Here is a 19,338-nt window from a genome sequence, read left to right on the forward strand (position 1 = left end):
ATCGCTTTCCGCACGCTCGCAGAAGGGCACGCTCGGCGTACGCCGCCTTCGCCTGACCGATCCGGATGCCCTGCAGCTCGAAGGCGAGCTCGGCTTCGATGCCAAGGGCAATCTGGCCCAGCTGCGTTTCGACCGCTTCAATGCGCGTTTCCCTGCGGCTTACGAGCGTTACGGGAAGGGCCTCGTGCGCTCCTGGGGCCTCTCCGGCCTGCAGGCCAATGGCGAAGTGGCTGGCCACGCCGCGATCGGGCCCGATGGCCCCACGGCCTTCGCCTTCCAGACCGGTGGGCTCGATCTCGCCATGGCGGATGGCCGGCTGGGCGTGAATGGCTTGCGTGGCTCGCTGGACTGGAGCGCGAGCGAAGACCGCCCCACGACGAAGCTTGGCTGGCGCAACCTGCAGGTCTACCGGATCCCGAACGGCGCGGCGGAGGGCACCTGGCGCAGCAAGGGCGGCACCCTCGCGCTAGAGAAGCCCATGGCCATCCCGGTGCTCGATGGCGACCTGCGCGTCCTCTCGCTGGGATGGAAACCCGCGGCGGCGAGCGGAGAGCGCCTGCAGACCTCGCTCGCGCTCACCCAGATCGACATGGCCGCGTTCTCCCGCGCGGTCGGCTGGCCGGCGTTCGGTGGCACGCTGGGCGGCGCGGTTCCGTCGCTGCGTTACATCGATGACCGCGTGGAACTGGGCGGCGGCCTTTCGCTCAACGTGTTCGACGGCTTCGTCGACATCACCGGCATGACCCTGTCGCGCCCGTTCAGCGATGCGCCGGTACTGGCCGGCAACATCGCGCTGCGCGACCTCGACCTGGCGCGGATGACCTCGGTGTTCGATTTCGGCAGCATCACCGGCCGGCTCCACGGCAGCATCGACGACCTGCGCCTGGTGGCCTGGCAACCCTCGGCGTTCAAGGCGAACCTGCTTGCCGACCAGGGTGGCCGGATCAGCCAGCGGGCGGTCAACAACCTCACCTCGGTCGGTGGCGGCGGCATCGCTGGCGGGCTGCAGGGTACCGTGCTGAAACTGTTCAAGACCTTCGGTTACCGGCGCATCGGGCTCAGTTGCACGCTCAAGGGCGATGTCTGCAGCATGGGTGGATTGGGCGCTGCGAAGGATGGCTACACTATCGTGGAAGGCAGCGGGCTGCCGCACCTGACCGTGGTCGGCCACCAGCGCGAAGTCGACTGGCCCACCCTGGTCCGCCGCTTGCAAGCCGCCACGAAAGGCGACGGCCCGACCATCCAGTAACACCCTGTGGGACCAGTAGCATCCGTGGGAGCGCGCTCGCGCGCGATAAGCCAACAACGCGGTGACGCAGCAAACCTCCAAAGGACGTAAAAAATGTCGCGCAAACCACTGATTGCCATGATCTTCGCCGCAGCAGTCGCGCTGGTCGGCTGTGTCACAATCAACGTCTACTTCCCCGAGGCCGCAGCCCAGAAGGCCGCGGACCAGTTCATCGGCAACGTGCTCGACGAAAGCGGCGTCGCCCCGGCGGCCAACGGCAGCAAGGCGCCACCCAAGCCCGCGGCCGGCAAGCAGCCCTCGGCGTCGCTGCTCGATCTGGTCATCCCCAAAGCCATGGCCGCGGAAAGCCCCGACATCCAGGTGCGCTCGCCGGAAACCGACGCGATCCGTGCGCGGATGAAAGCCCGCTTCGGCGGCCCGCTCAAGGGCCTGATGGACTCGGGCGCCGTGGGCTTCACGAACAACGGCCTGGTCGCCGTGCGTGACGCGGGGTCGCTCCCGCTCGACCAGCGCTCCCAGGCCAGTAACACCGTCCGTGACGAGAACAGCGACCGCGACCAGCTCTACGCCGCGATCGCCAAGGCCAACGGCCATCCGGAATGGGAGCCGCAGATCCGCAAGACCTTCGCCGCCGGCTGGGTCGAGCGTGCACCCTCGGGCTGGTATTATCAGGACGCCTCCGGCGCCTGGAAGCGCAAGTAGGCCCTCTCCGCCAGGATCGCTCGCCGCGCTGTTCATCCGCGCGGCGCCTCCCAGCCCCGGCCCGGACCCAACGTCCGGGCTTTTAGTTTTTGAGCGCATGACCGAATTCGAAGCCACCATCACCGACCTCAGCCACGACGGCCGGGGCGTCGCCCGCATCGATAACAAGGCCACGTTCGTGTCCGGCGCGCTGCCGGGCGAGCGCGTGCTGCTGAAGTACCGCAAGCGCCACCGCAACTATGACGATGCCGAGGTGGTCTCGATCCTCGAGGCATCACCCGATCGCGTCGAGCCGAAGTGCCGCCACTTCGGCCAGTGCAGTGGCTGCTCGTTGCAGCACATGGCGCCCGAGGCGCAGATCGCCGCGAAGCAGCGCGTACTCGCCGAGAACTTCGAGCGCATCGGCAAGGTCACGCCGGAGAGCTGGCTGGCGCCGCTCACCGACCAGCCGTGGAGCTACCGCCGCAAGGGCCGCTTCTCGGTCCGCTTCGTCAACAAGAAGGACCGCGTGCTGGTCGGCTTCCGCGAGGAATCCAACCCGCGGTTCGTGGCGGATATCGATGTCTGCGAGGTGATCCACCCCGCGATCGGCCCGAAGGTCGGCCTCCTGGCGACCCTGATCCAGGGCCTGGATACCGCCCGCGACATCCCGCAGATCGAGTTCGCCGCCGGCGATGACACCGTCGCGCTCGTCTTCCGCCACCTGTCGCCGCTGACCGAGGGCGATCGCGTGAAGCTCACCGCCTTCGCGCAGGAACACGGTTTCGCGATCTACCTGCAGCCCGGCAACCACAGCACCGTCGCGCCCCTGTGGCCGGAATCGCCGCGCCTGTCGTTCGCCATCGCGGCCGATAACGTCACGCTCGATTTCCTGCCGCTGGATTTCGTCCAGGTCAACGCCGGCATGAACCAGAAGATGCTGGCGCGCACGCTGGAGCTGCTCGACCTGCAGCCGGGCGACAAGGTGCTCGACCTGTTCTGCGGCCTCGGCAACTTCACCCTGCCGATCGCGCGGCATGCCGCGGAGGTCGTTGGCGTGGAAGGCGAACACGGCCTGGTCCAGCGCGCGGCCGAAAACGCCGCCCTCAACGGCCTGGCCAACGCGAGCTTCCGCGTCGCCAACCTGTTCGAGGACCAGCGCAACGAACCCTGGGCGAAGCAGGCGTGGGACAAGATCCTGCTCGACCCGCCGCGCGCGGGCGCCGACAAGGTGCTGGAGTACCTGCCGCGCAAGGGCACCAACCGCATCGTGTACGTCTCGTGCCACCCGGGCTCACTGGCCCGCGACGCCGGCATCCTGGTCGAGAAGCACGGCTTCCGGCTGGTCTCGGCGGGGGTGATGGATATGTTCCCGCACACCGCGCACGTCGAATCCATCGCGCTGTTCGAGCGCGGCTGACCGGGAAGAACGCATGGGCGTCGAAATCGAACGCAAGTTCCTGCTCGCCGGCGAGGGCTGGCGTGCCCTGGTCGAGCGCAGCGAACCCATCGCGCAGGGGTACCTCGTCGCGATGGCCTCGATCGCCGCCGGGCACGCGAAATCCTCGGTGCGCGTGCGCATCTCGGGGGAGAAGGCCTGGCTGAACATCAAATCGGCCACCCTCGGGATCGAGCGCCAGGAGTACGAGTACCCGATCCCGCTGGATGAGGCCCGGCACATGCTGGACACCCTGGCCGACGGCGTCCTCGAGAAGGTTCGCCACCATGTCATGCTCGATGGGGCACACTTCGAGATCGATGAGTTCGGCGGCGCCAACCAGGGCCTGGTGGTGGCCGAGATCGAACTCGAGGCGGCGGATGCGGCTTACCCCACGCCCGCGTGGCTGGGCGCTGAAGTCAGCGACCAGGTCCGCTACTACAACGTCAACCTGATCGACCGGCCGTTCAACACCTGGACGCCGGCCGAGCGCGAAGGGAAGGAGAACGCCTGATGCTGCTGATCGGTCTCGAAGGCAAGGAGCTCAAGCCGCACGAGCACGCGCTGCTCACCGCGCACGGCGTGGCGGGCATCATCCTGTTCGGTCGTAACTTCGAATCGCGCGAGCAGGTCACCGCGCTGATCGATGCGGCGCGCGAGGTGGCGGGCGACGACCTGCTGGTCTGCGTCGACCAGGAGGGCGGCCGCGTGCAGCGGTTCCGCGAGGGTTTCACCCGGCTGCCGCCGTTGCGCGCCATCGGCAAGCTCTACGACACCGACCCCGGCGAGGCCGTGGACCGTGCCGAGGAGCACGCCTGGATCATGGCCAGCGAAATGCGCGCCATCGGCGTGGATTTCAGCTTCGCCCCGGTGGCCGACCTCGACCGCGGCAGCAAGGCCATCGGCGACCGCGCCTTCCACGCCGACCCGGTCATCGCCGCCGAGCTCACCCAGGCCTACGTGCGCGGCATGCACCTCGGTGGCATGGCCGCCGTGCTCAAGCATTTCCCCGGGCATGGTTCCGTGGCCGAAGACACCCACGAATCCGTCGCGGTGGATACCCGTAGCAAGGATGAGATCCTGCGCACGGACCTCCTGCCGTTCGTGGCCGGCATCGAAGCCCGCGCCGAGGCGGTCATGGCCGCGCATGTGAAATACACCTCGGTCGACGACCAGCCGGCCGGTTACTCGCACGTGTGGATCGAAGAGATCCTGCGTGGCGAGCTGGGTTTCCGCGGCTGTGTTTTCGGCGATGACATCAGCATGGCGGCCGCCGCAAGCGCCGGCGGCATCGCCGCACGCGCGCACGCCAACCTCGATGCCGGCTGCGACCTCGTGCTGGCCTGTTTCCCCGATGTGGTCCCCGAAGCGATCGCCGCGGTCAAGGGCCGCCGGCTGTCGCCGCCCGAGCGCCTCGCACCCCTGCGCGGTGCGATCGGCTCGACGTGGGAGGGCCTCGTCGACAATCCCCAACGCGACCGCTTCATCGCGCGCGTCACCGCCCTGGAGTCCTGATCCGCCCATGACCGCCGCCTCGCTTGAGCAAGCGCTCCAAAACTCGGATGTCCTCTTCACCCGCGACCAGCTCGATACCGAGATTGCGCGCATGGGTCGCGAGATCGACGCCGCCCTGGCCGGCGAACGCCCGGTCTTCCTGACCGTCATGCACGGCGCGCTGATCTTCGCCGGGCAGCTCTCGCTGGCGATCCGGACCGACCTCGAGTTCGATTACGTGCACGCCACGCGCTATCGCGGCGCGCAGACCGGCAGCGACCTGCACTGGCTGCGCGAACCGCACGTGCCGCTGGCCGGCCGCACGGTGTTGCTGGTCGATGACATCCTCGATGAAGGCCACACCCTCAAGGCCGTGCGCGATGCGTGCGTCAAGATGGGGGCGAAGCGCGTCCTGCTCGCCGTGCTCTGCACCAAGCTGCACGGCCGCCGCGCCGAAGGCATCGAGGCCGACTTCAACGGCGTGGACCTGCCTGACCGCTACGTGTTCGGTTACGGCATGGACTACAACGAACAGGCCCGCAACCTGCCGGCCATCTACGCACTGAAGGATTGACCCGTGAGCATCGATCTGGCCGTCATCGGCGGCAGCGGCCTCTACGCTTTCGAAGGCCTGGCGAATCCGCAGCGCCATGCGGTGGAAACGCCGTTCGGTCCGGCGTCCGGCGACATCGTCGTCGGCGACTTCAAGGGCCGGCGCCTGGCCTTCCTGGCCCGCCATGGCGAGAGCCACACCGTGCCGCCGCACCGGGTGAACTACCGCGCCAACCTCTGGGCCCTCCATTCGCTGGGCGCCCGCAAGGTCGTCGCCGTCAACGCCGTGGGCGGCATCCGTGACGACATGGGTCCGCGTGCGCTGGTGGTGCCCGACCAGATCATCGACTACACCCACGGCCGCTACACGAGCTTCAACGACGTGGAAGGCGCCGAAGTCCGCCACATCGATTTCAGCGAGCCATACACCGAGAGCCTGCGCCAGGCGATCCTGGCCGCGGCCCGCGCCGAAGGCCTCGCCATCATTGACGGCGGCGTGCACGGCGTCACCCAGGGTCCGCGCCTGGAAACCCGCGCGGAGATCGCCCGGATGAAGCGGGATGGCTGCGACCTGGTCGGCATGACCGGCATGCCGGAGGCCGCGCTGGCCCGCGAGCTGGACCTGGAGTTCGCCTGCCTCGCCCTGGTCGCCAACTTCGCCGCCGGCGCCGGCGACGAAGCCGAGATCAGCATCGAGGAAATCTTCGCCCACCTCGCCGCGGCCACGGCCAACGTGGCGCCGATCCTGGGCCGCATGCTCGAAGCCTGAGGGCCGCGCGTAGGAGCCCACCCTGTGGGCGACAGCTTTCGCGGGAATGCGGCAGGCCCGTGGCTCTTTCGCGAACGACGTCGCCCACAGGGTGGGCTCCTACGGTCCATGCCGGGGCATATGGGAAAGAGTCCCAGTTGCGCTTTGGTCTAAAACATGATGATACTTCGCACGCGCCGCGGGGGCAGGCCAGGGGATCTAGGGGAAGCCTCGCCATCCGGGTGCTTCCAGTCCATGTCCAGAGGTTTCCGCAAATGCGTTTCGGTACGGTCAAGTGGTTCAACGACGCCAAGGGTTTCGGTTTCATCGCGCCCGAGGACGGTGGGGAGGACGTGTTCGTCCACTTTTCTGCGATCAACTCCAAGGGCTTCCGTAGCCTGCAGGAAGGTCAGCGCGTGAAGTTCGAAGTGACGACTGGCCCGAAGGGTGCCCAGGCGTCGGGCGTCGAAATCGCTGCCTGATCGATAGCGCTAAGCCACCGAAAAACCCCGCGCTCGTCGCGGGGTTTTTTTTCGTGGGCGGCGCCTACATCGCGCGGGTAGTCCGGCCGGCTGCCATGGCACGGCGGCACGGGCACGCTGCGCGCATGACTACGCTCATCGAATCACTCACCGCCGCGGCGGTGTTCGCCATCGGTGCCTCCGCGACCGCCACCTGGGTGGCGCAGTCCTCGTTCCGTTCAACGCAAGCCGGCGCGCGGGTCCGCGCGCTCACGCTGGCGGCCGACATGGAGGCGCGGCTGCGCGCCAATCCCGCCGGCGTGCGCGCTGGCGACTATCACTACGCGAATCCGGCACCACCAGCGTGCCGCGTCGGCTGCGCGCCCGGTCAGGTCGCCTCCGCGGACCTTGCGGTGTTCCAGGCCGGGCTGGCCGGGGCGCTGGGCCCCGGAGCGCACGGCGGCGTGGCCTGCGAAGACAACGCCTGCGTTATTCGCATCCGCTGGCCGGGAGGTGCGCTGGACTGGGGCGTCGGGCCATGAGGGCCCGGGGCACGACACTCATCGAACTGGCCATGGGCCTGGCGATCGCGGCGGTGGTGTCGGCCGCCGTGCTCACGGGTGCGGCGGCGGTCGCGCGTGGCGTTCGACACCACCTCGCGTCAGCCCAGGCGGCCAGCCGGCCAGCCGATGCGCTGGAGGCGATGCTCGCCGATGTGCAGGCCGACCCACGGTGGTCGGTGTGCCAGGCGAGCCGTTGCTCGCGCTACGTCGGCGAGAGCCATGGTGTCGTCGTGGTGACCCGGGAGCGTGCGTGGGCGATCGGGTCGGGCGGCCTCAGGGTGTGTTCGGGGGAGCACTGCGAGCGCGTGCTGGCTTCCGCGACCGCGCTCCAGGTCATCGCGGACACGGCGGAGGGCGATCGCATCACCCGCGGGGAAATCATCCGGCGCCCCGAGGGTGCGGTGCGCCGGCTCGAGCTCCGCCTCTGGCTCGCCGATGGCAGACCCCGCTCCCGCAGCCTCTGGATGGCCCCGTGAAGGAGCGCGGTGCCGTGCTGCTCCTGGTCCTCGCCATGCTCGGCGTCATGGCGCTTGTAGGCGCACAGGCCGCGCGCTTCGCCCACGCGCGGCAACGCGAGGCCGCCGACGCGTGGTGCCGCGAGCGCGAACGCGCGATCCGTGACGACGGTCGTGGTGGTCAGGTCCGCATGGGCCGTGCGACCATCGGTGATGGCGCGGCTCGCGCGTCGTCTTCCGAGGCGTTCCATGGATCGCAGGCGTTTTCTCCAGGGCGCGACGATTGCGTCCGGCGTCGCGTTGACAGCGCGCGGCATGGCTAAGTCGGTGCCTGCGGCACCTACGACGGCGGCCACGGGCATGGTCCCGCGCGTGTGCTCCACCTGGGATTTCGGCGTGCCCGCCAACCAGGCGGCATGGAAGATACTCGCGAACGGCGGCCGCGCGCTCGATGCGGTGGAACAGGGCGTCCGCGTACCGGAAGCCGACATGAAGAACCACAGCGTCGGCCGTGCCGGTTATCCCGACCGCGATGGCAAGGTCACGCTCGATGCCAGCATCATGGATGAGCATGGCAACTGCGGCGCCGTCGCGGCCATCGAACACATCGCGCACCCGATCTCGGTGGCGCGCCGCGTGATGGAGCGCACGCCGCACGTGCTGCTCGTCGGCGATGGCGCGTTGCAGTTCGCGCTGGAGCAGGGCTTCCCGCGCGAGGAACTCCTGACCCCGGAAAGCCGCGAGGCCTGGCAGGCCTGGCTGAAGACGGCGAAGTACAAGCCGCAGGCCAACAGCGAAGTGAAGACCTATAACGCGGGACCGGGCGGCACGCCCGGCGATGCCTCGAACCACGACACCATCGGCATGCTCGCGATCGATGCGAAGGGCAACCTTTCCGGCGCGTGCACGACCAGCGGCATGGCGTGGAAGCTGCACGGCCGCGTGGGCGACAGCCCGATCATCGGCGCGGGCCTGTATGTCGATAACGAAGTCGGCGGTGCGACCTCGACCGGCGTGGGCGAGGAAGTGATCCGTAACGTCGGCAGCTTCCTGGTGGTGGAACTGATGCGCCAGGGCCGCTCGCCGGAAGATGCCTGCCGTGAAGCGGTCGAGCGCATCCTGCGCCGCAAGCCGGACGCGAAGGATCTCCAGGTCGGCTTCCTCGCGATGGACAAGAAGGGCAATGTCGGCGCGTGGGCGATCCAGAAGGGCTTCTCGTACGCCGTGTGCGATGCGAACAAGCAGGACACGCTGATCCCCGGCAAGAGCACGTACTGACTATGGCGCTGCTCGAAGTCGCCGCGAATTCCGCCGCCTCTGCCTTCGCGGCGCAGGAAGGCGGCGCGGGCCGCGTGGAGCTGTGCGCCAGCCTGGACGAGGGCGGGGTCACGCCCTCGCACGGGACGCTGGTGCTGGCGCGCGAGGGTCTCGAGATCCCGTTGTACGTCTTGATCCGTCCGCGCGCCGGGGATTTCGTGTACGAGGATCACGAGATCGAGGCCATGCTCGACGACATCATGCATTGCCGGGAACTCGGTTGCGATGGCGTGGTGGTGGGTGCGCTCACCCCCGAAGGCGAAGTGGACACCGACGCATGCCTGCGCTTCCTCGATGCTGCGCAAGGCATGGGCATCACCTTCCATCGCGCGTTCGACCTCGTGCCCGACCAGGGCGACACGCTCGAGACGCTGATCGACCTGGGCTTCGAGCGCGTGCTCACGTCCGGTGGCATGGCCAGTGCGGTCGCTGGCGCCGGACGCCTCGGTCGGCTGGTATCGCAGGCTGCGGGGCGTATCGTCGTGATGCCGGGCGCAGGCATCGAGCCGGGCAACATCGCCGACCTGCGCAAGGTGACGGGGGCGGCCGAATTCCACGCATCGGCCAAGCGCCGCCTGCCGTCGGCCATGCGGCGCAAGCCTGCCGATCCGCTGGGCATGGGGGCGGGGGAGACGCGTTCGGATGTGGAGACGGTGCGGGCGTTGGTGGCTGGGCTTTCCTGATGATCTTGTGGGAGCGCGCTTGCGCGCGATGCTCCCCTAACGGTAGCGAGGGGGTGACGTGATGCGCTGGATCGGATCGTTAATGGTCGCGGGGCTTTTCTTTGGAGGCAGCGCTTGCGCTGCGGAGGCCGTGCAGTACAGCGCGCCTGGCAAGGCAGCCATGGCACTGGATACGCGCGCGTTGTCGCGCGTCGAGGTGAAGGCCGGCGCGCATGGCGCCGCGCCCAGCGCCTGGCAAGGGGTGAACCTGCTCGATGTCCTGCGTGCGCAGGGCGCACCGGTCGGTAAGGATCTGCGCGGCAAGGCCCTGACGGACTTCGTGCGGGTCACGGCATCGGACGGCTACCAGGTGATCTTCAGCCTGGCGGAACTCGACCCGGACTTCGGTGGCCGCAAGGTCGTGCTGGTCGACCAGCACGAGGGCAAGCCGCTTGATGCGAAGGATGGCCCGTATCGCCTGGTCGTGCCGGATGACGCGCGGCCGGCACGCTGGATCCACAGCGTCACGGCGATCGAGCTGGTGGAAGCCTCGACCGCCGAGCGCAAGTCGAAGCCTTAGCCGTTATCCAGCGGGGTGGTCAGCTTCAGGCCGGTATTGACGAGGTAAAGGCCATCGTCGGGCAGGGCGTCGGCACTCCCACCGGCATCCTTCATCCAGGAAATCTCTTCCTTCGGGCCCGGCACGTAGACATCCCACTGGCCATAGCGGTCGTCGTGGGCAAAGCCGTGATCGAGCTGGTAGGTGATCGGTACCCGGGCGATGTAAGCAGGGTCGTTTACATGCGCTCCCATGGTCGGCAGGGTAAAGGTCCAGCTTTTGGCCACGCGCATGGAGGAGTTCGCCAGCACGTTGCGCCATACCTTCATCTGCGAATCGGTCCCGACGACCCCAAGGTTGACCTGTTCGACCGCCCCGTCGCTCACCGTGCCATCGCGGCCCACGCGAACCGCGAGGTACACCGTGCCCTGCACGCGGGCAGCTACGGCGTTCGGTGGGTACTCCGGCTTGGCGCGTGTCGCGTAAGTCATGGTTTCGCCACCCGCACCGTCCTCGCCGAAGTTCGCGCCTGCGATGTGCATGACATAGTTCTGGCTGTCGGGTGATTCACGTTGCGCCAGCAGCCGGATGCTCATGTGCGCCCTGGCGGCTACAGGGTGGCCATCCAGCGTCACAGGCTCGAAGTGCCACCGGGGGGTCGCACGTGCGATGAGGCCTACCACTTCCGTCGGAATCTTGTCCTGCCGGTCGAGCGTGTAACCACTGACACTGCCATCCGGTGCCACCGTGATATCCCCCGTGACCAGCATGCTCGCTTCCGCGCGCTTGCGTGCCGCCCCCGGCCCTGCCGCCAACGCCAGCCCCGTCATTGCGAACGCGGCCAGTCCCATCACCCACTGCTTCTTCATCCGTGCCACTCCCTGCCTGGTGGTGTTGTTGTGGTTGCAAGTATGCCATCGCGACGTTATCGCGTTGTTGCACCACGCGTGGGAATTACACCTGCAGGCGTGACGGCGAATATCTGCCGCCCTTGCAAGGCGATTACCTCATGCAGGCCAGTCAATGTCCCGAACGCGGGCAGCATCCCGACGTCGCGATCGAAGACGAAGGCGGGAAGCCGGTGTTTGCGCCATCCGTCGCGAACCACCGCGCCAGGATGCACATGGCCCGCGAGCACGTAGCCCTCCGCGTGCGCATGCGGGTGATGCGACAGCACGAACGGCGGCATCGCGAGCCGGTCCGGTTGCACCGTGATGCCGAGCGATGCGACGTCGAAGTGGCGGTCGTGATTACCTGCGATAAGCACCACGTCGATCGCAGCATGTTGCTGACGCCACGCTCGTACGTCGTCCACCCACGCACTGCGCGCGGTCGCCGCGCCGTGGACGAGGTCACCGAGGATGACCAGCCGTTCGGGGGCAAAGGCGGCGAAGAGTGCATCGAGCCGGCGCAGGTCGTCATCGGTATCGCCGCTCGGCACAGCGATGCCGGCGCGACGGAATACGGCGCCCTTGCCGAAGTGCACGTCGGAGACCAGCAGGGTGCCGCGTGCGGCCCAGTAAAGGGCGCGCTCGACATGCATCGTCAGCGTTTCGCCGGCGATCGCTACGTCACGCGTATTCATGCGGCACCGGCCTCCAGCGTCGCGAGCATGCGTTCCACGCGTGATTTCCAGTCATCGGTGGCGATGCCGCCACGCAGGCGCTCGACCCAGAGCGGAAAAGCCAGCGGGCTAAGCCGCTTCGGCTCGCGCCAGAGCAGGCGCGAGCGCGCGATGCGCAGCAGGCACGCGCGCAGCCGGGTGAAATCGAGCTGCTGGTCGAGCACTTCGCGCTCGGCCTGCCATAGCAACGGGTGTTCCGGATCGTGGCGGCGCAGTACGTCGAAGAGCAGGCCGCTCGATGCCTGCAACTGCCGCAAGGTCTTGGCCTGCGCCGGGTAACCGTTGAAGACCAGGCCGGCGACGCGGGCGATCTCGCGAAACTGGCGCCGGGCCAGTTCGGAGAGGTTCACGCTCGCGCGGATGTCCCTGCGCAGGCCCGCGGGGTGCAGGAGCATGCGCATCGTTTCGGCATCGAGCGCCGGCATGCGCGCCGTGGTGATCGTCAGGCCGTAATCGTTCACGGCATAACCATAGTCACCCGGCTGGATGCGCGCGAGCCGCCAGGCAAGGACGGCCGCCAGGCCTTCGTGAGCGAGCCGGCCGGCGAAAGGGAACACGAAGAGGTAATCGCCTTCGCGGGTGCGTGTGCGTTCGCAGAGGGTCTCATCGAGCGCGGGCACGGCCGACTGCGTGCCCTGGATAGCCAGCAGCGGTGCAAGCGCCCGCATCTCGCGGCTGCGCGGATCCGGCTCGGCAAGGGCGCGGCGCAGCTCATCGGAGAGTTCGCCCGACAACGGCATGCGGCCTCCCATCCAGCGTGGCACGCCACCACGGCGGTTCGGCGCCGCGCGCACGTATGCGGTCATCTCGCGCACGCGCACCAGCTCGAGGTTGCGGCCGGCGAAGAGGAAGCGGTCGCCCGGGCGCAGCCGGGACACGAAGCTTTCTTCGACCGTACCGAGGCGGGCGCCTTTCATGTAGCGCACCTGCAGCGTGCCGTCCGAGGTGATGGTGCCGATCGAGAGCCGGTGCATGCGCGCGACGCGTCCGCTTTCGACCACGTAGCGACCGTCGGCAGGCACGAGCTTGTGGTATTCAGGATAGCTTGCGAGCGCTGTGCCGCCGGTGCACAGGTAAGCGAGCACGGCGTCGAACCGATCGCGCGGCAGTTGGGCGTACGCCAGTGACGAGGTCACTTCGGTATACGCCTCGTCGGCGGTGAAGCCGCCGCCCAGCGCCATCGTCATCAGGTGCTGGGCCAGGACGTCCAGGCAACCTCGCATGGGGTGGCGCGGTTCCAGGTGACCTTCGTCGAGGGCACGCCGCGCCGCGTCGACTTCGGCAAGCTCGAGCAGGTGGGTCGGCACGCACAGGATCCGCGAGGGCAGGCCGGGGCGGTGTCCGCTACGCCCCGCGCGCTGGAGCAGGCGCGCCACGCTCTTGGGGCTGCCGACCTGGATCACCCGTTCGACGCTGGAAAAGTCCACGCCGAGGTCGAGGCTTGAGGTGGCGACCACGCAGCGCAGAGCACCTACACGCAAGCCCTCCTCGGTCGCGAAACGCAGCTTGGGATCGATCGAGCCATGGTGCAGGGCCAGCGTCTCCGGCGCTTCCGGCCACACGGAGGCGAGCGCTTCATGCCAAAGCTCCGCCTGCGAGCGCGTGTTGGCGAAGACCAGGCTGCTGCGCGCCTCGAGCACGGCCTTCAACACGCGCGGCAGCTGGGTGAGGCCGAGGTGGCCGGCCCACGGAAAGCGCTCACCACCCTCAGGCACCGCGGTATCGATGATGGTCTTCTTTTTCGACGCGGCGCCAACCAGCACGCCATCACCGGCGAGCGCACGCATCGCTTCGTCCAGGTTGCCCAACGTCGCGGAGAGCCCCCAGATGCGAGCTTGCGGATGCCACTGGCGCAGGCGGGTGAGGCCGAGCTGGAGCAGGGTGCCGCGCTTGTTGCCGACCAGCTCGTGCCACTCGTCGACGACGACCCCACGGAGTGATGCGAAGCGTTCGCGTGCATCGGGGTAGCTGAGCAGCAGCGCGAGGCTTTCGGGTGTCGTTACCAGCAACTCGCAGGCGCCGCGGCGCAGGCGCGCGCGTTCGGCGCTGCCGCTGTCACCGGTCCGGCGCAGGACGCGCCACGGCAGTTGCATTGCCTCGACCGCGGCGGTGAGGTGCTGGGTCGTATCCGTCGCCAGCGAACGCAACGGCGTGATCCAGAGCAGGCGCAGGCCCGTGCCGGGGTTAAGCACGCCGTCGATCAGCGGCCCGCCCGCGGCGGCGAGGGTCTTGCCCGTGCCCGTGGGCGCATGCACGAGGCCATGCCGGCCCTCTGCCCAGTGTTTCCATGCGGCGCGCTGGAACGGCGCCGGCCGGCGCTCCTGCGCGGTGAACCACGCCACCACGCGCGCTTCAGCCCGACGCCAGGCGGCGGAGGTCGTCGAGGCGGTCGGCATCTTTGATCGCAAGGTCGGTTCGCCAGCGGAGGATGCGCGGGAAACGCACCGCCACGCCGGCCTTGTGGCGGCCCGAAGCCTGGATGGCTTCGAAGGCGAGTTCGAATACATGGGTTGGCGTGACGGAGCGCACCGGGCCGAAGCGGTCGATGGTGTTTGCCCGGATCCAGCGGTCGAGGCGGCCGATCTCGGCGTCATCCAGGCCGGAGTAGGCCTTGGCGACCGGCACCAGCGTTTCGCCTTCCCACACACCGAAGGTGTAATCGGTGAAAAGCCCGGAGCGCCGGCCATGGCCGGGCTGCGCATAGAGCAGCACGGCGTCGATCGTGTACGGATCCACCTTCCACTTCCACCAGTCACCACGCTTGCGCCCGATGCGGTACGGCGAATCGAGCCGCTTGAGCATCAGGCCCTCGGTGCGCCGCTCGCGGGACTCGCCGCGAAGGGCGGTGAGGTCATCCCAGCTCGACGCGGGCACGGTGGGCGAAAGCATGAAGGTGGGGCCAAGCCCGTCGAGCAGCGTGGCCAGTTGTTCGCGGCGCGCTTTCAGCGGTACCTCGCGCAGGTCCTGGCCGTCGAACTCGAGCAGGTCGTACGCCATCAGCCGCACGGGTGTTTCCGCCAGCAACTTCGGCCCGGGTTTCAGCTTGCCGATGCGCTTCTGCAGCGACGCGAACAGCAGCGGGTGTGCTTCATCCATCGCCCACGCGAGGATCTCACCGTCGATCACGCAGCCGTCGGGCAAGGATTGCGCCGCGCTTTCCAGTTCGGGGAAGCGTCCGTCGAGGCGCTCCTCGCCGCGTGACCACAAGATGGCACTGTCGGCGCGTCGCATCAGCTGCGCACGGATGCCATCCCACTTCCACTCGGCGATCCAGTCGGTGACGGGGCCGAGCGTCTCGATCGCGTGTTCGAGTGGCGAAGCCAGGAAAAACGGGTAGGGCCGCTCGCCTGCGTGTTCGTCGGCGCGTTCAGGGCCCGCCAGATCGCGAAACGCCTCAGCGGAAGGTTTCCACGTGCCGCTCAGGCGGTGGGCGATGAGGTCGGTGGGTAGCGTCGTCCATTGCGCGATGGCCTGCACGACGAGGCGGTGCGACACGCCGACGCGGAGCGAGCCGGTGAGCAGCTTGTTGACGAGGAAGACCTGGTCAGCCGGGAGCTCGCGCCACCACTCACGCAGCGTGTCCATCCGCTCGGCCGGCTCCAGCCGCGACAGGGAGGGGAGGCGGGCTTCCATCCACACGTGCAGGGTCGTGTCGGTGCCTTCAGCTACCTGGCGTGGAAGCATGAGTGCGATGGTTTCGGCTAGGTCGCCGACGTGGGCATAGCTGTCGTCGATCAGCCAGTCGGCGTAGCCGGTCTCCGCGGCGAGTGCGGAACGGAGTTCCGTCGATGAGGCCGTGCGCTTTAGCTTGCCGCCGCCCAGTACGTAGACGGCCCACGCGGCGTCCTCGGCCGGTGCCTCGGCGAAGTAGGCGGCCATGGCCTCGCGCTTGGCGCTGGTGGACGCCGTGCGATCCAGCGCGTCGTAGAGGGCGGCGAAGCGGCGCATCAATCGCCTTCCTCGCTGGCGCGCAGGTCGGGCATCTGGCCGAGTGAACGTAAGGCCCGCGCATCGTGACCGCGTTCGCGCAGGTAGCGGATCAACGCTTCACCATCGCCGTGGGTCACGTAGATGCGCTTCGCGCCGCAGTCTTCCACGCTGCGGATCAGCCCGGGCCAGTCCGCATGGTCGGAGACGATGAAGCCGCGATCGTAGCCGCGCCGGCGCCGCGCACCGCGTACCTGCATCCAGCCGGACGCAAAACCGGTGGCAGCTTTGGAAAACCGCTTCATCCACGGTGCACCCGCCGCCGAAGGTGGCGCGAGGACGAGTTCACCGGCGAAGTCCCGGCCCTTGGCGGTCTCGCTCACGGCTTCGGTGGGCACCATGCGCACGCCAGCCTCGCGGTAGTCCTCGACCAGTCGGACCATGGCGCCATGCAGGTACACCGTCCGCTCGGTGCGCGTGGCGAGCTCCGCGAGGATGCGCTGGGCCTTGCCGAGCGCGTAGCAGAACAGCACGGCGGGGATACCGCGGCGCGCGCAGTCGTCCCACCAGGCCATGAGGTCGTCGATGACGTCGCTCATCGGTGGCCACCGATAGATCGGGAGGCCGAAGGTGGATTCGGTCACGAACACATCGCAGGGCACGGGCTCGAAGGGCACGCAGGTCGGGTCGGGGTCGCGCTTGTAATCACCCGACACCACAGCGACCTTGCCGCAGCCCTCGATGCGTACCTGCGCGGCGCCGAGCACGTGCCCGGATGGGTGCAGGCTCAGCACGGTTTCGCCCAGGGTGAACCGCTCGCCATAGTCATAGGCGCGGATCGTCGCCGTCGCACCCAGCCGCTCGCGCATCAGCGACGCGCCGGCGCTCGCCACGTGATACAGCGCGCTGCCCGCGCGCGCATGGTCGCCGTGCGCGTGCGTCACCACCGCCCGGGCGACGGGGAGCATCGGGTCGATGAAGAAATCACCCGCGGGGCAGTAGAGGCCTTCCGGACGGGGAAGCAGGAGGTCGCTGTCCATGCGCCGACGCTAGGCGGCGGGGCGTCAAGGGCGTGGCAAGGGCGCGGTTGTTGTAGGAGCCCACCCTGTGGGCGACGCCGTTCGAGTCGAGGCCGCAGGCCCCCCGAGCGCTCTCGCGAAAGATGTCGCCCACAGGGTGGGCTCCTACGGTTCGTGGCCTCAGGCCACGAACTGCAGCCTGGCGAGTTCCGCATAAAGGCCTCCCTCGGCCAGCAACTGCTCATGCGTGCCCTGCGCCACGATCCGCCCGGCTTCCATCACCACGATCCGGTCGGCGCGCTGCACAGTCGCCAGGCGGTGGGCGATGACCAGCGTGGTGCGGCCTTTCTCCAGTCGCTCCAGTGCCTGCTGGATCGCCGCTTCGGATTGCGCATCGAGCGCCGAGGTCGCCTCATCGAGCAACAGCAGGGGCGCATCGCGCAGGATCGCGCGGGCAATGGCGATGCGCTGCTTTTGCCCGCCGGAGAGGCGCACGCCGCGTTCGCCTAGCGCCGCGTCGTAGCCTTCGGGCAGCGCGGAGAGGAAGCCATCGGCCTCGGCGAGGCGGGCGGCTTCGCGGACTTCCGCATCGGAGGCATCCTCGCGACCGAAACGGATGTTGTTCGCCGCACTGCCGCCAAAGATGATCGTCTCCTGCGGCACCAGCGCGATCGAGCCGCGCAGGTCGGGCAGGGCGAGTGCCTTGAGGTCCACGCCGTCGAAACGGATGGCACCCGATTTCGGATCGTGGAAACGCAGCAGCAGACTGAAGACCGTGCTCTTGCCTGCACCGGAGGGCCCGACGAGGGCCACGGTTTCACCCGGCGCGATATCCAGCGTGAAATCCGATAGCGCGGCGACATCCGGCCGTGACGGGTAGCGAAATTCCACATGGTCGAAATGCAGCGAGCCCGTCACCGGTACCGGCAGCGGTTCGGGCGCTTCCGGCGTGCGGATGACCGGTTCCTCGGCGAACAGTTCGCCGATGCGCTCCATGGCGCCCGCGGCGCTCAGCACATCGCCCCAGACCTCGGAGAGACCGGCCACGGATCCGGCCGCGAAGATCGCATACAGGACGAACTGACTGAGCACGCCGGGCTCGAGCGTGCCGGCGATCACGTCACGGGCGCCACTCCACAGCACCAGCGTGATCGCGCCGAAGATCAGCACGATGACCGCGGCAGTCAGCAGCGAGCGCATGCCGATGCGGCGGCGGGCCGTGGCGAGGGCGAGCGCGATGGCATCGGCGTAACGGCGGCTTTCGATCGGCTCGCGGTTGTACGCCTTGACGGCCTGCGCGGCATTGAGCGTTTCGTTGGCGATGGCGGCCGCATCGGCGATGCGGTCCTGGCTGTGTCGCGACAGCTTCTGCACGCGACGGCCGAAGATGAGGATCGGCAGCATCACTGCCGGGATAACGAGCGCCGTGAGACCGGCCAGATGCGGGCTGGTCCAGGCCATGGCCACCGCGGAACCGATCAGCATCACCGCACTGCGCAGCGCCACCGAAATGCCCGAACCCACGAGGGTCTGCACGACCTCGGTATCCGTGCCGAGGCGCGAGGTGAGCTCACCGACGCGGGTGCTTTCGTAGAAGCCGACGTCCAGGCCGATCACATGGCGATACAGGGCCGAACGCAGCGACGCCAGCGAACGCTCGCCGAGCAGCGCGATGCAGTAGTAGCGGCCGGCGGTGGCGACGGCGAGCACCACCGCGACCCCGAACAGGGCCAGGAAGGTGCCGTTGATGGTGGCCACGTTCGACGCCAGGAAGCCGCGATCGATGATGTGGCGGATCGCCGGGGGCAGGGCAAGGGAGGCACCCGAGGAGAGCGCCAGGAACACCAGCCAGCCCACGACCAGGCCCTTGTGCGGCCGCATGAACGGCCAGAGGTTGCGCAGCGCGCCGATATTCCGTGATTTCGCCCTGCGTTCGCCGCTCATTCCCGTTCCTGCCACCAGACCATTCCGAGACGGATGGGGCCGGGGAGTGCAGTATTCAATCCAGGGCGCCCGTTTGTCGCTCGCGAGTGCCCTGGATTGCGTCCCACACCGGGGTGGCGACGTACTGCCCCATGGCGGTGAAAACATACGGCAAATGCCGAAGGAAATTGCGAGTTTTCAGGCCGTCTGGATGTTGATGAACGCATGCCTTGCGGCGTCGCAAATTCTATTGACTCGTGTCTCCGGAACGGCGACGTTGTCGTCGCCCACCACGACACGGAGAACGCTTCATGACTACTCATATCGCCGCGCGCCCTCCCCAGCGTCGCACGCGTTTCGTCGGCCTGCTGATCCTGGGTGCCGCGTTCCTCACGCCGTTCGCCGCCAACGCCGACAACCACCGGCCGCCGCCGCACCATGTGACGCGCCACAAGGTGTGCAAGCCGCACCGCGTGTACGACCATCACCACCACTACCACACTGTGCAGCAATGCCATTGGGTTAACCGCTAAGCACGGATTCTGTGGGAGCGGGGGGGGGGGGGGCGCGCGGGGCGGGTGGCGCCAACCACCCCCCACCCACCGCCCCCCCCCCCCGGGGGGGGTGGCGGAGAGAGGAGGGGGCTGCTGGCCGGGCGCCGGGGGG

The 19,338-nt window shown here is 68.4% G+C and carries 20 protein-coding genes and 1 pseudogene; 15 read left to right on the top strand and 6 right to left on the bottom strand.

Features of this window, described 5'->3' with window-relative positions; all coding sequences use genetic code 11:
• The 14 genes and pseudogenes from ACTHLF_RS05485 to ACTHLF_RS05550 all read left to right on the top strand — a co-directional run.
• Window positions 1–1,249: pseudogene (locus tag ACTHLF_RS05485) on the top strand (hypothetical protein); the annotation flags it as partial.
• 93 nt (window positions 1,250–1,342) lie between these two features.
• Window positions 1,343–1,951, top strand: a complete 609-nt coding sequence (locus tag ACTHLF_RS05490; RefSeq protein ID WP_440325548.1) for a YdbL family protein — start codon at window positions 1,343–1,345, stop codon at window positions 1,949–1,951.
• Window positions 1,952–2,048: 97 nt separating this feature from the next.
• Window positions 2,049–3,350 (top strand): 23S rRNA (uracil(1939)-C(5))-methyltransferase RlmD, encoded by a 1,302-nt coding sequence (gene rlmD, locus ACTHLF_RS05495; protein WP_440325550.1) that lies wholly within the window; start codon window positions 2,049–2,051, stop codon window positions 3,348–3,350.
• A gap of 13 nt (window positions 3,351–3,363) precedes the next feature.
• Entirely contained in the window at window positions 3,364–3,882 is a 519-nt protein-coding gene (locus ACTHLF_RS05500) for a CYTH domain-containing protein (protein WP_440325551.1), read from the top strand.
• Window positions 3,882–4,883, top strand: a complete 1,002-nt coding sequence (gene nagZ / locus ACTHLF_RS05505) for a beta-N-acetylhexosaminidase (protein WP_440325552.1) — start codon at window positions 3,882–3,884, stop codon at window positions 4,881–4,883. The genes ACTHLF_RS05500 and nagZ overlap by 1 nt, the downstream gene beginning before the upstream one ends.
• Before the next feature lie 7 nt (window positions 4,884–4,890).
• Window positions 4,891–5,436: a hypoxanthine-guanine phosphoribosyltransferase gene (locus ACTHLF_RS05510; RefSeq protein WP_440325554.1), complete on the top strand. Its 546-nt coding sequence runs from the start codon at window positions 4,891–4,893 to the stop codon at window positions 5,434–5,436.
• A gap of 3 nt (window positions 5,437–5,439) precedes the next feature.
• Window positions 5,440–6,183: an S-methyl-5'-thioinosine phosphorylase gene (locus ACTHLF_RS05515; protein ID WP_440325555.1), complete on the top strand. Its 744-nt coding sequence runs from the start codon at window positions 5,440–5,442 to the stop codon at window positions 6,181–6,183.
• Window positions 6,184–6,437: 254 nt separating this feature from the next.
• The gene (locus tag ACTHLF_RS05520) at window positions 6,438–6,644 is read left to right on the top strand and encodes a cold-shock protein (RefSeq protein ID WP_036117760.1); all 207 of its coding nucleotides are present in this window, start codon (window positions 6,438–6,440) and stop codon (window positions 6,642–6,644) included.
• Between the two features lie 125 nt (window positions 6,645–6,769).
• Window positions 6,770–7,165, top strand: a complete 396-nt coding sequence (locus ACTHLF_RS05525) for a type IV pilus modification PilV family protein (RefSeq protein ID WP_440325558.1) — start codon at window positions 6,770–6,772, stop codon at window positions 7,163–7,165.
• Window positions 7,162–7,662 carry a hypothetical protein gene (locus tag ACTHLF_RS05530; RefSeq protein ID WP_440325559.1) on the top strand — a complete coding sequence of 167 codons (501 nt, stop codon included), beginning with the start codon at window positions 7,162–7,164 and terminating at the stop codon, window positions 7,660–7,662. The genes ACTHLF_RS05525 and ACTHLF_RS05530 overlap by 4 nt, the downstream gene beginning before the upstream one ends.
• Window positions 7,659–7,964, top strand: a complete 306-nt coding sequence (locus ACTHLF_RS05535) for a hypothetical protein (protein ID WP_440325560.1) — start codon at window positions 7,659–7,661, stop codon at window positions 7,962–7,964. The genes ACTHLF_RS05530 and ACTHLF_RS05535 overlap by 4 nt, the downstream gene beginning before the upstream one ends.
• Window positions 7,891–8,919, top strand: coding sequence for a N(4)-(beta-N-acetylglucosaminyl)-L-asparaginase (locus ACTHLF_RS05540; RefSeq protein ID WP_440325562.1), 1,029 nt, complete (start codon window positions 7,891–7,893; stop codon window positions 8,917–8,919). Before ACTHLF_RS05535 ends, ACTHLF_RS05540 begins: the two co-directional genes overlap by 74 nt.
• A 2-nt stretch (window positions 8,920–8,921) precedes the next feature.
• Complete coding sequence (locus tag ACTHLF_RS05545) at window positions 8,922–9,641, top strand: copper homeostasis protein CutC (RefSeq protein ID WP_440325563.1); 720 nt, start codon at window positions 8,922–8,924, stop codon at window positions 9,639–9,641.
• A gap of 82 nt (window positions 9,642–9,723) precedes the next feature.
• Window positions 9,724–10,200, top strand: a complete 477-nt coding sequence (locus ACTHLF_RS05550; RefSeq protein WP_440325565.1) for a molybdopterin-dependent oxidoreductase — start codon at window positions 9,724–9,726, stop codon at window positions 10,198–10,200.
• Here ACTHLF_RS05550 and ACTHLF_RS05555 read toward each other — a convergent pair.
• The 6 genes from ACTHLF_RS05555 to ACTHLF_RS05580 form a co-directional block, all read right to left on the bottom strand.
• A complete protein-coding gene (locus ACTHLF_RS05555; RefSeq protein WP_440325566.1) occupies window positions 10,197–11,048 on the bottom strand; it encodes an energy transducer TonB in 852 nt (283 codons plus the stop codon). The two genes, ACTHLF_RS05550 and ACTHLF_RS05555, sit on opposite strands and share 4 nt — an antisense overlap.
• A gap of 56 nt (window positions 11,049–11,104) precedes the next feature.
• Complete coding sequence (pdeM, locus tag ACTHLF_RS05560) at window positions 11,105–11,764, bottom strand: ligase-associated DNA damage response endonuclease PdeM (RefSeq protein WP_440325568.1); 660 nt, start codon at window positions 11,762–11,764, stop codon at window positions 11,105–11,107.
• Window positions 11,761–14,211 (bottom strand): ligase-associated DNA damage response DEXH box helicase, encoded by a 2,451-nt coding sequence (locus tag ACTHLF_RS05565; RefSeq protein WP_440325570.1) that lies wholly within the window; start codon window positions 14,209–14,211, stop codon window positions 11,761–11,763. Before ACTHLF_RS05565 ends, pdeM begins: the two co-directional genes overlap by 4 nt.
• A complete protein-coding gene (locus tag ACTHLF_RS05570; protein ID WP_440325572.1) occupies window positions 14,156–15,751 on the bottom strand; it encodes an ATP-dependent DNA ligase in 1,596 nt (531 codons plus the stop codon). Before ACTHLF_RS05570 ends, ACTHLF_RS05565 begins: the two co-directional genes overlap by 56 nt.
• A complete protein-coding gene (locus tag ACTHLF_RS05575; protein WP_440325573.1) occupies window positions 15,751–16,770 on the bottom strand; it encodes a ligase-associated DNA damage response exonuclease in 1,020 nt (339 codons plus the stop codon). Before ACTHLF_RS05575 ends, ACTHLF_RS05570 begins: the two co-directional genes overlap by 1 nt.
• A 159-nt stretch (window positions 16,771–16,929) precedes the next feature.
• Window positions 16,930–18,693, bottom strand: coding sequence for an ABC transporter transmembrane domain-containing protein (locus tag ACTHLF_RS05580; RefSeq protein ID WP_440325574.1), 1,764 nt, complete (start codon window positions 18,691–18,693; stop codon window positions 16,930–16,932).
• A gap of 290 nt (window positions 18,694–18,983) precedes the next feature.
• On the opposite strand from ACTHLF_RS05580, the gene ACTHLF_RS05585 reads away from it, so the two are divergent.
• Window positions 18,984–19,205: a hypothetical protein gene (locus ACTHLF_RS05585; protein ID WP_440325576.1), complete on the top strand. Its 222-nt coding sequence runs from the start codon at window positions 18,984–18,986 to the stop codon at window positions 19,203–19,205.
• Window positions 19,206–19,338: the final 133 nt, after the last annotated feature.

Origin of the sequence: Luteibacter sp., assembly GCF_051958795.1 — a bacterium.
Lineage (GTDB): Bacteria > Pseudomonadota > Gammaproteobacteria > Xanthomonadales > Rhodanobacteraceae > Luteibacter.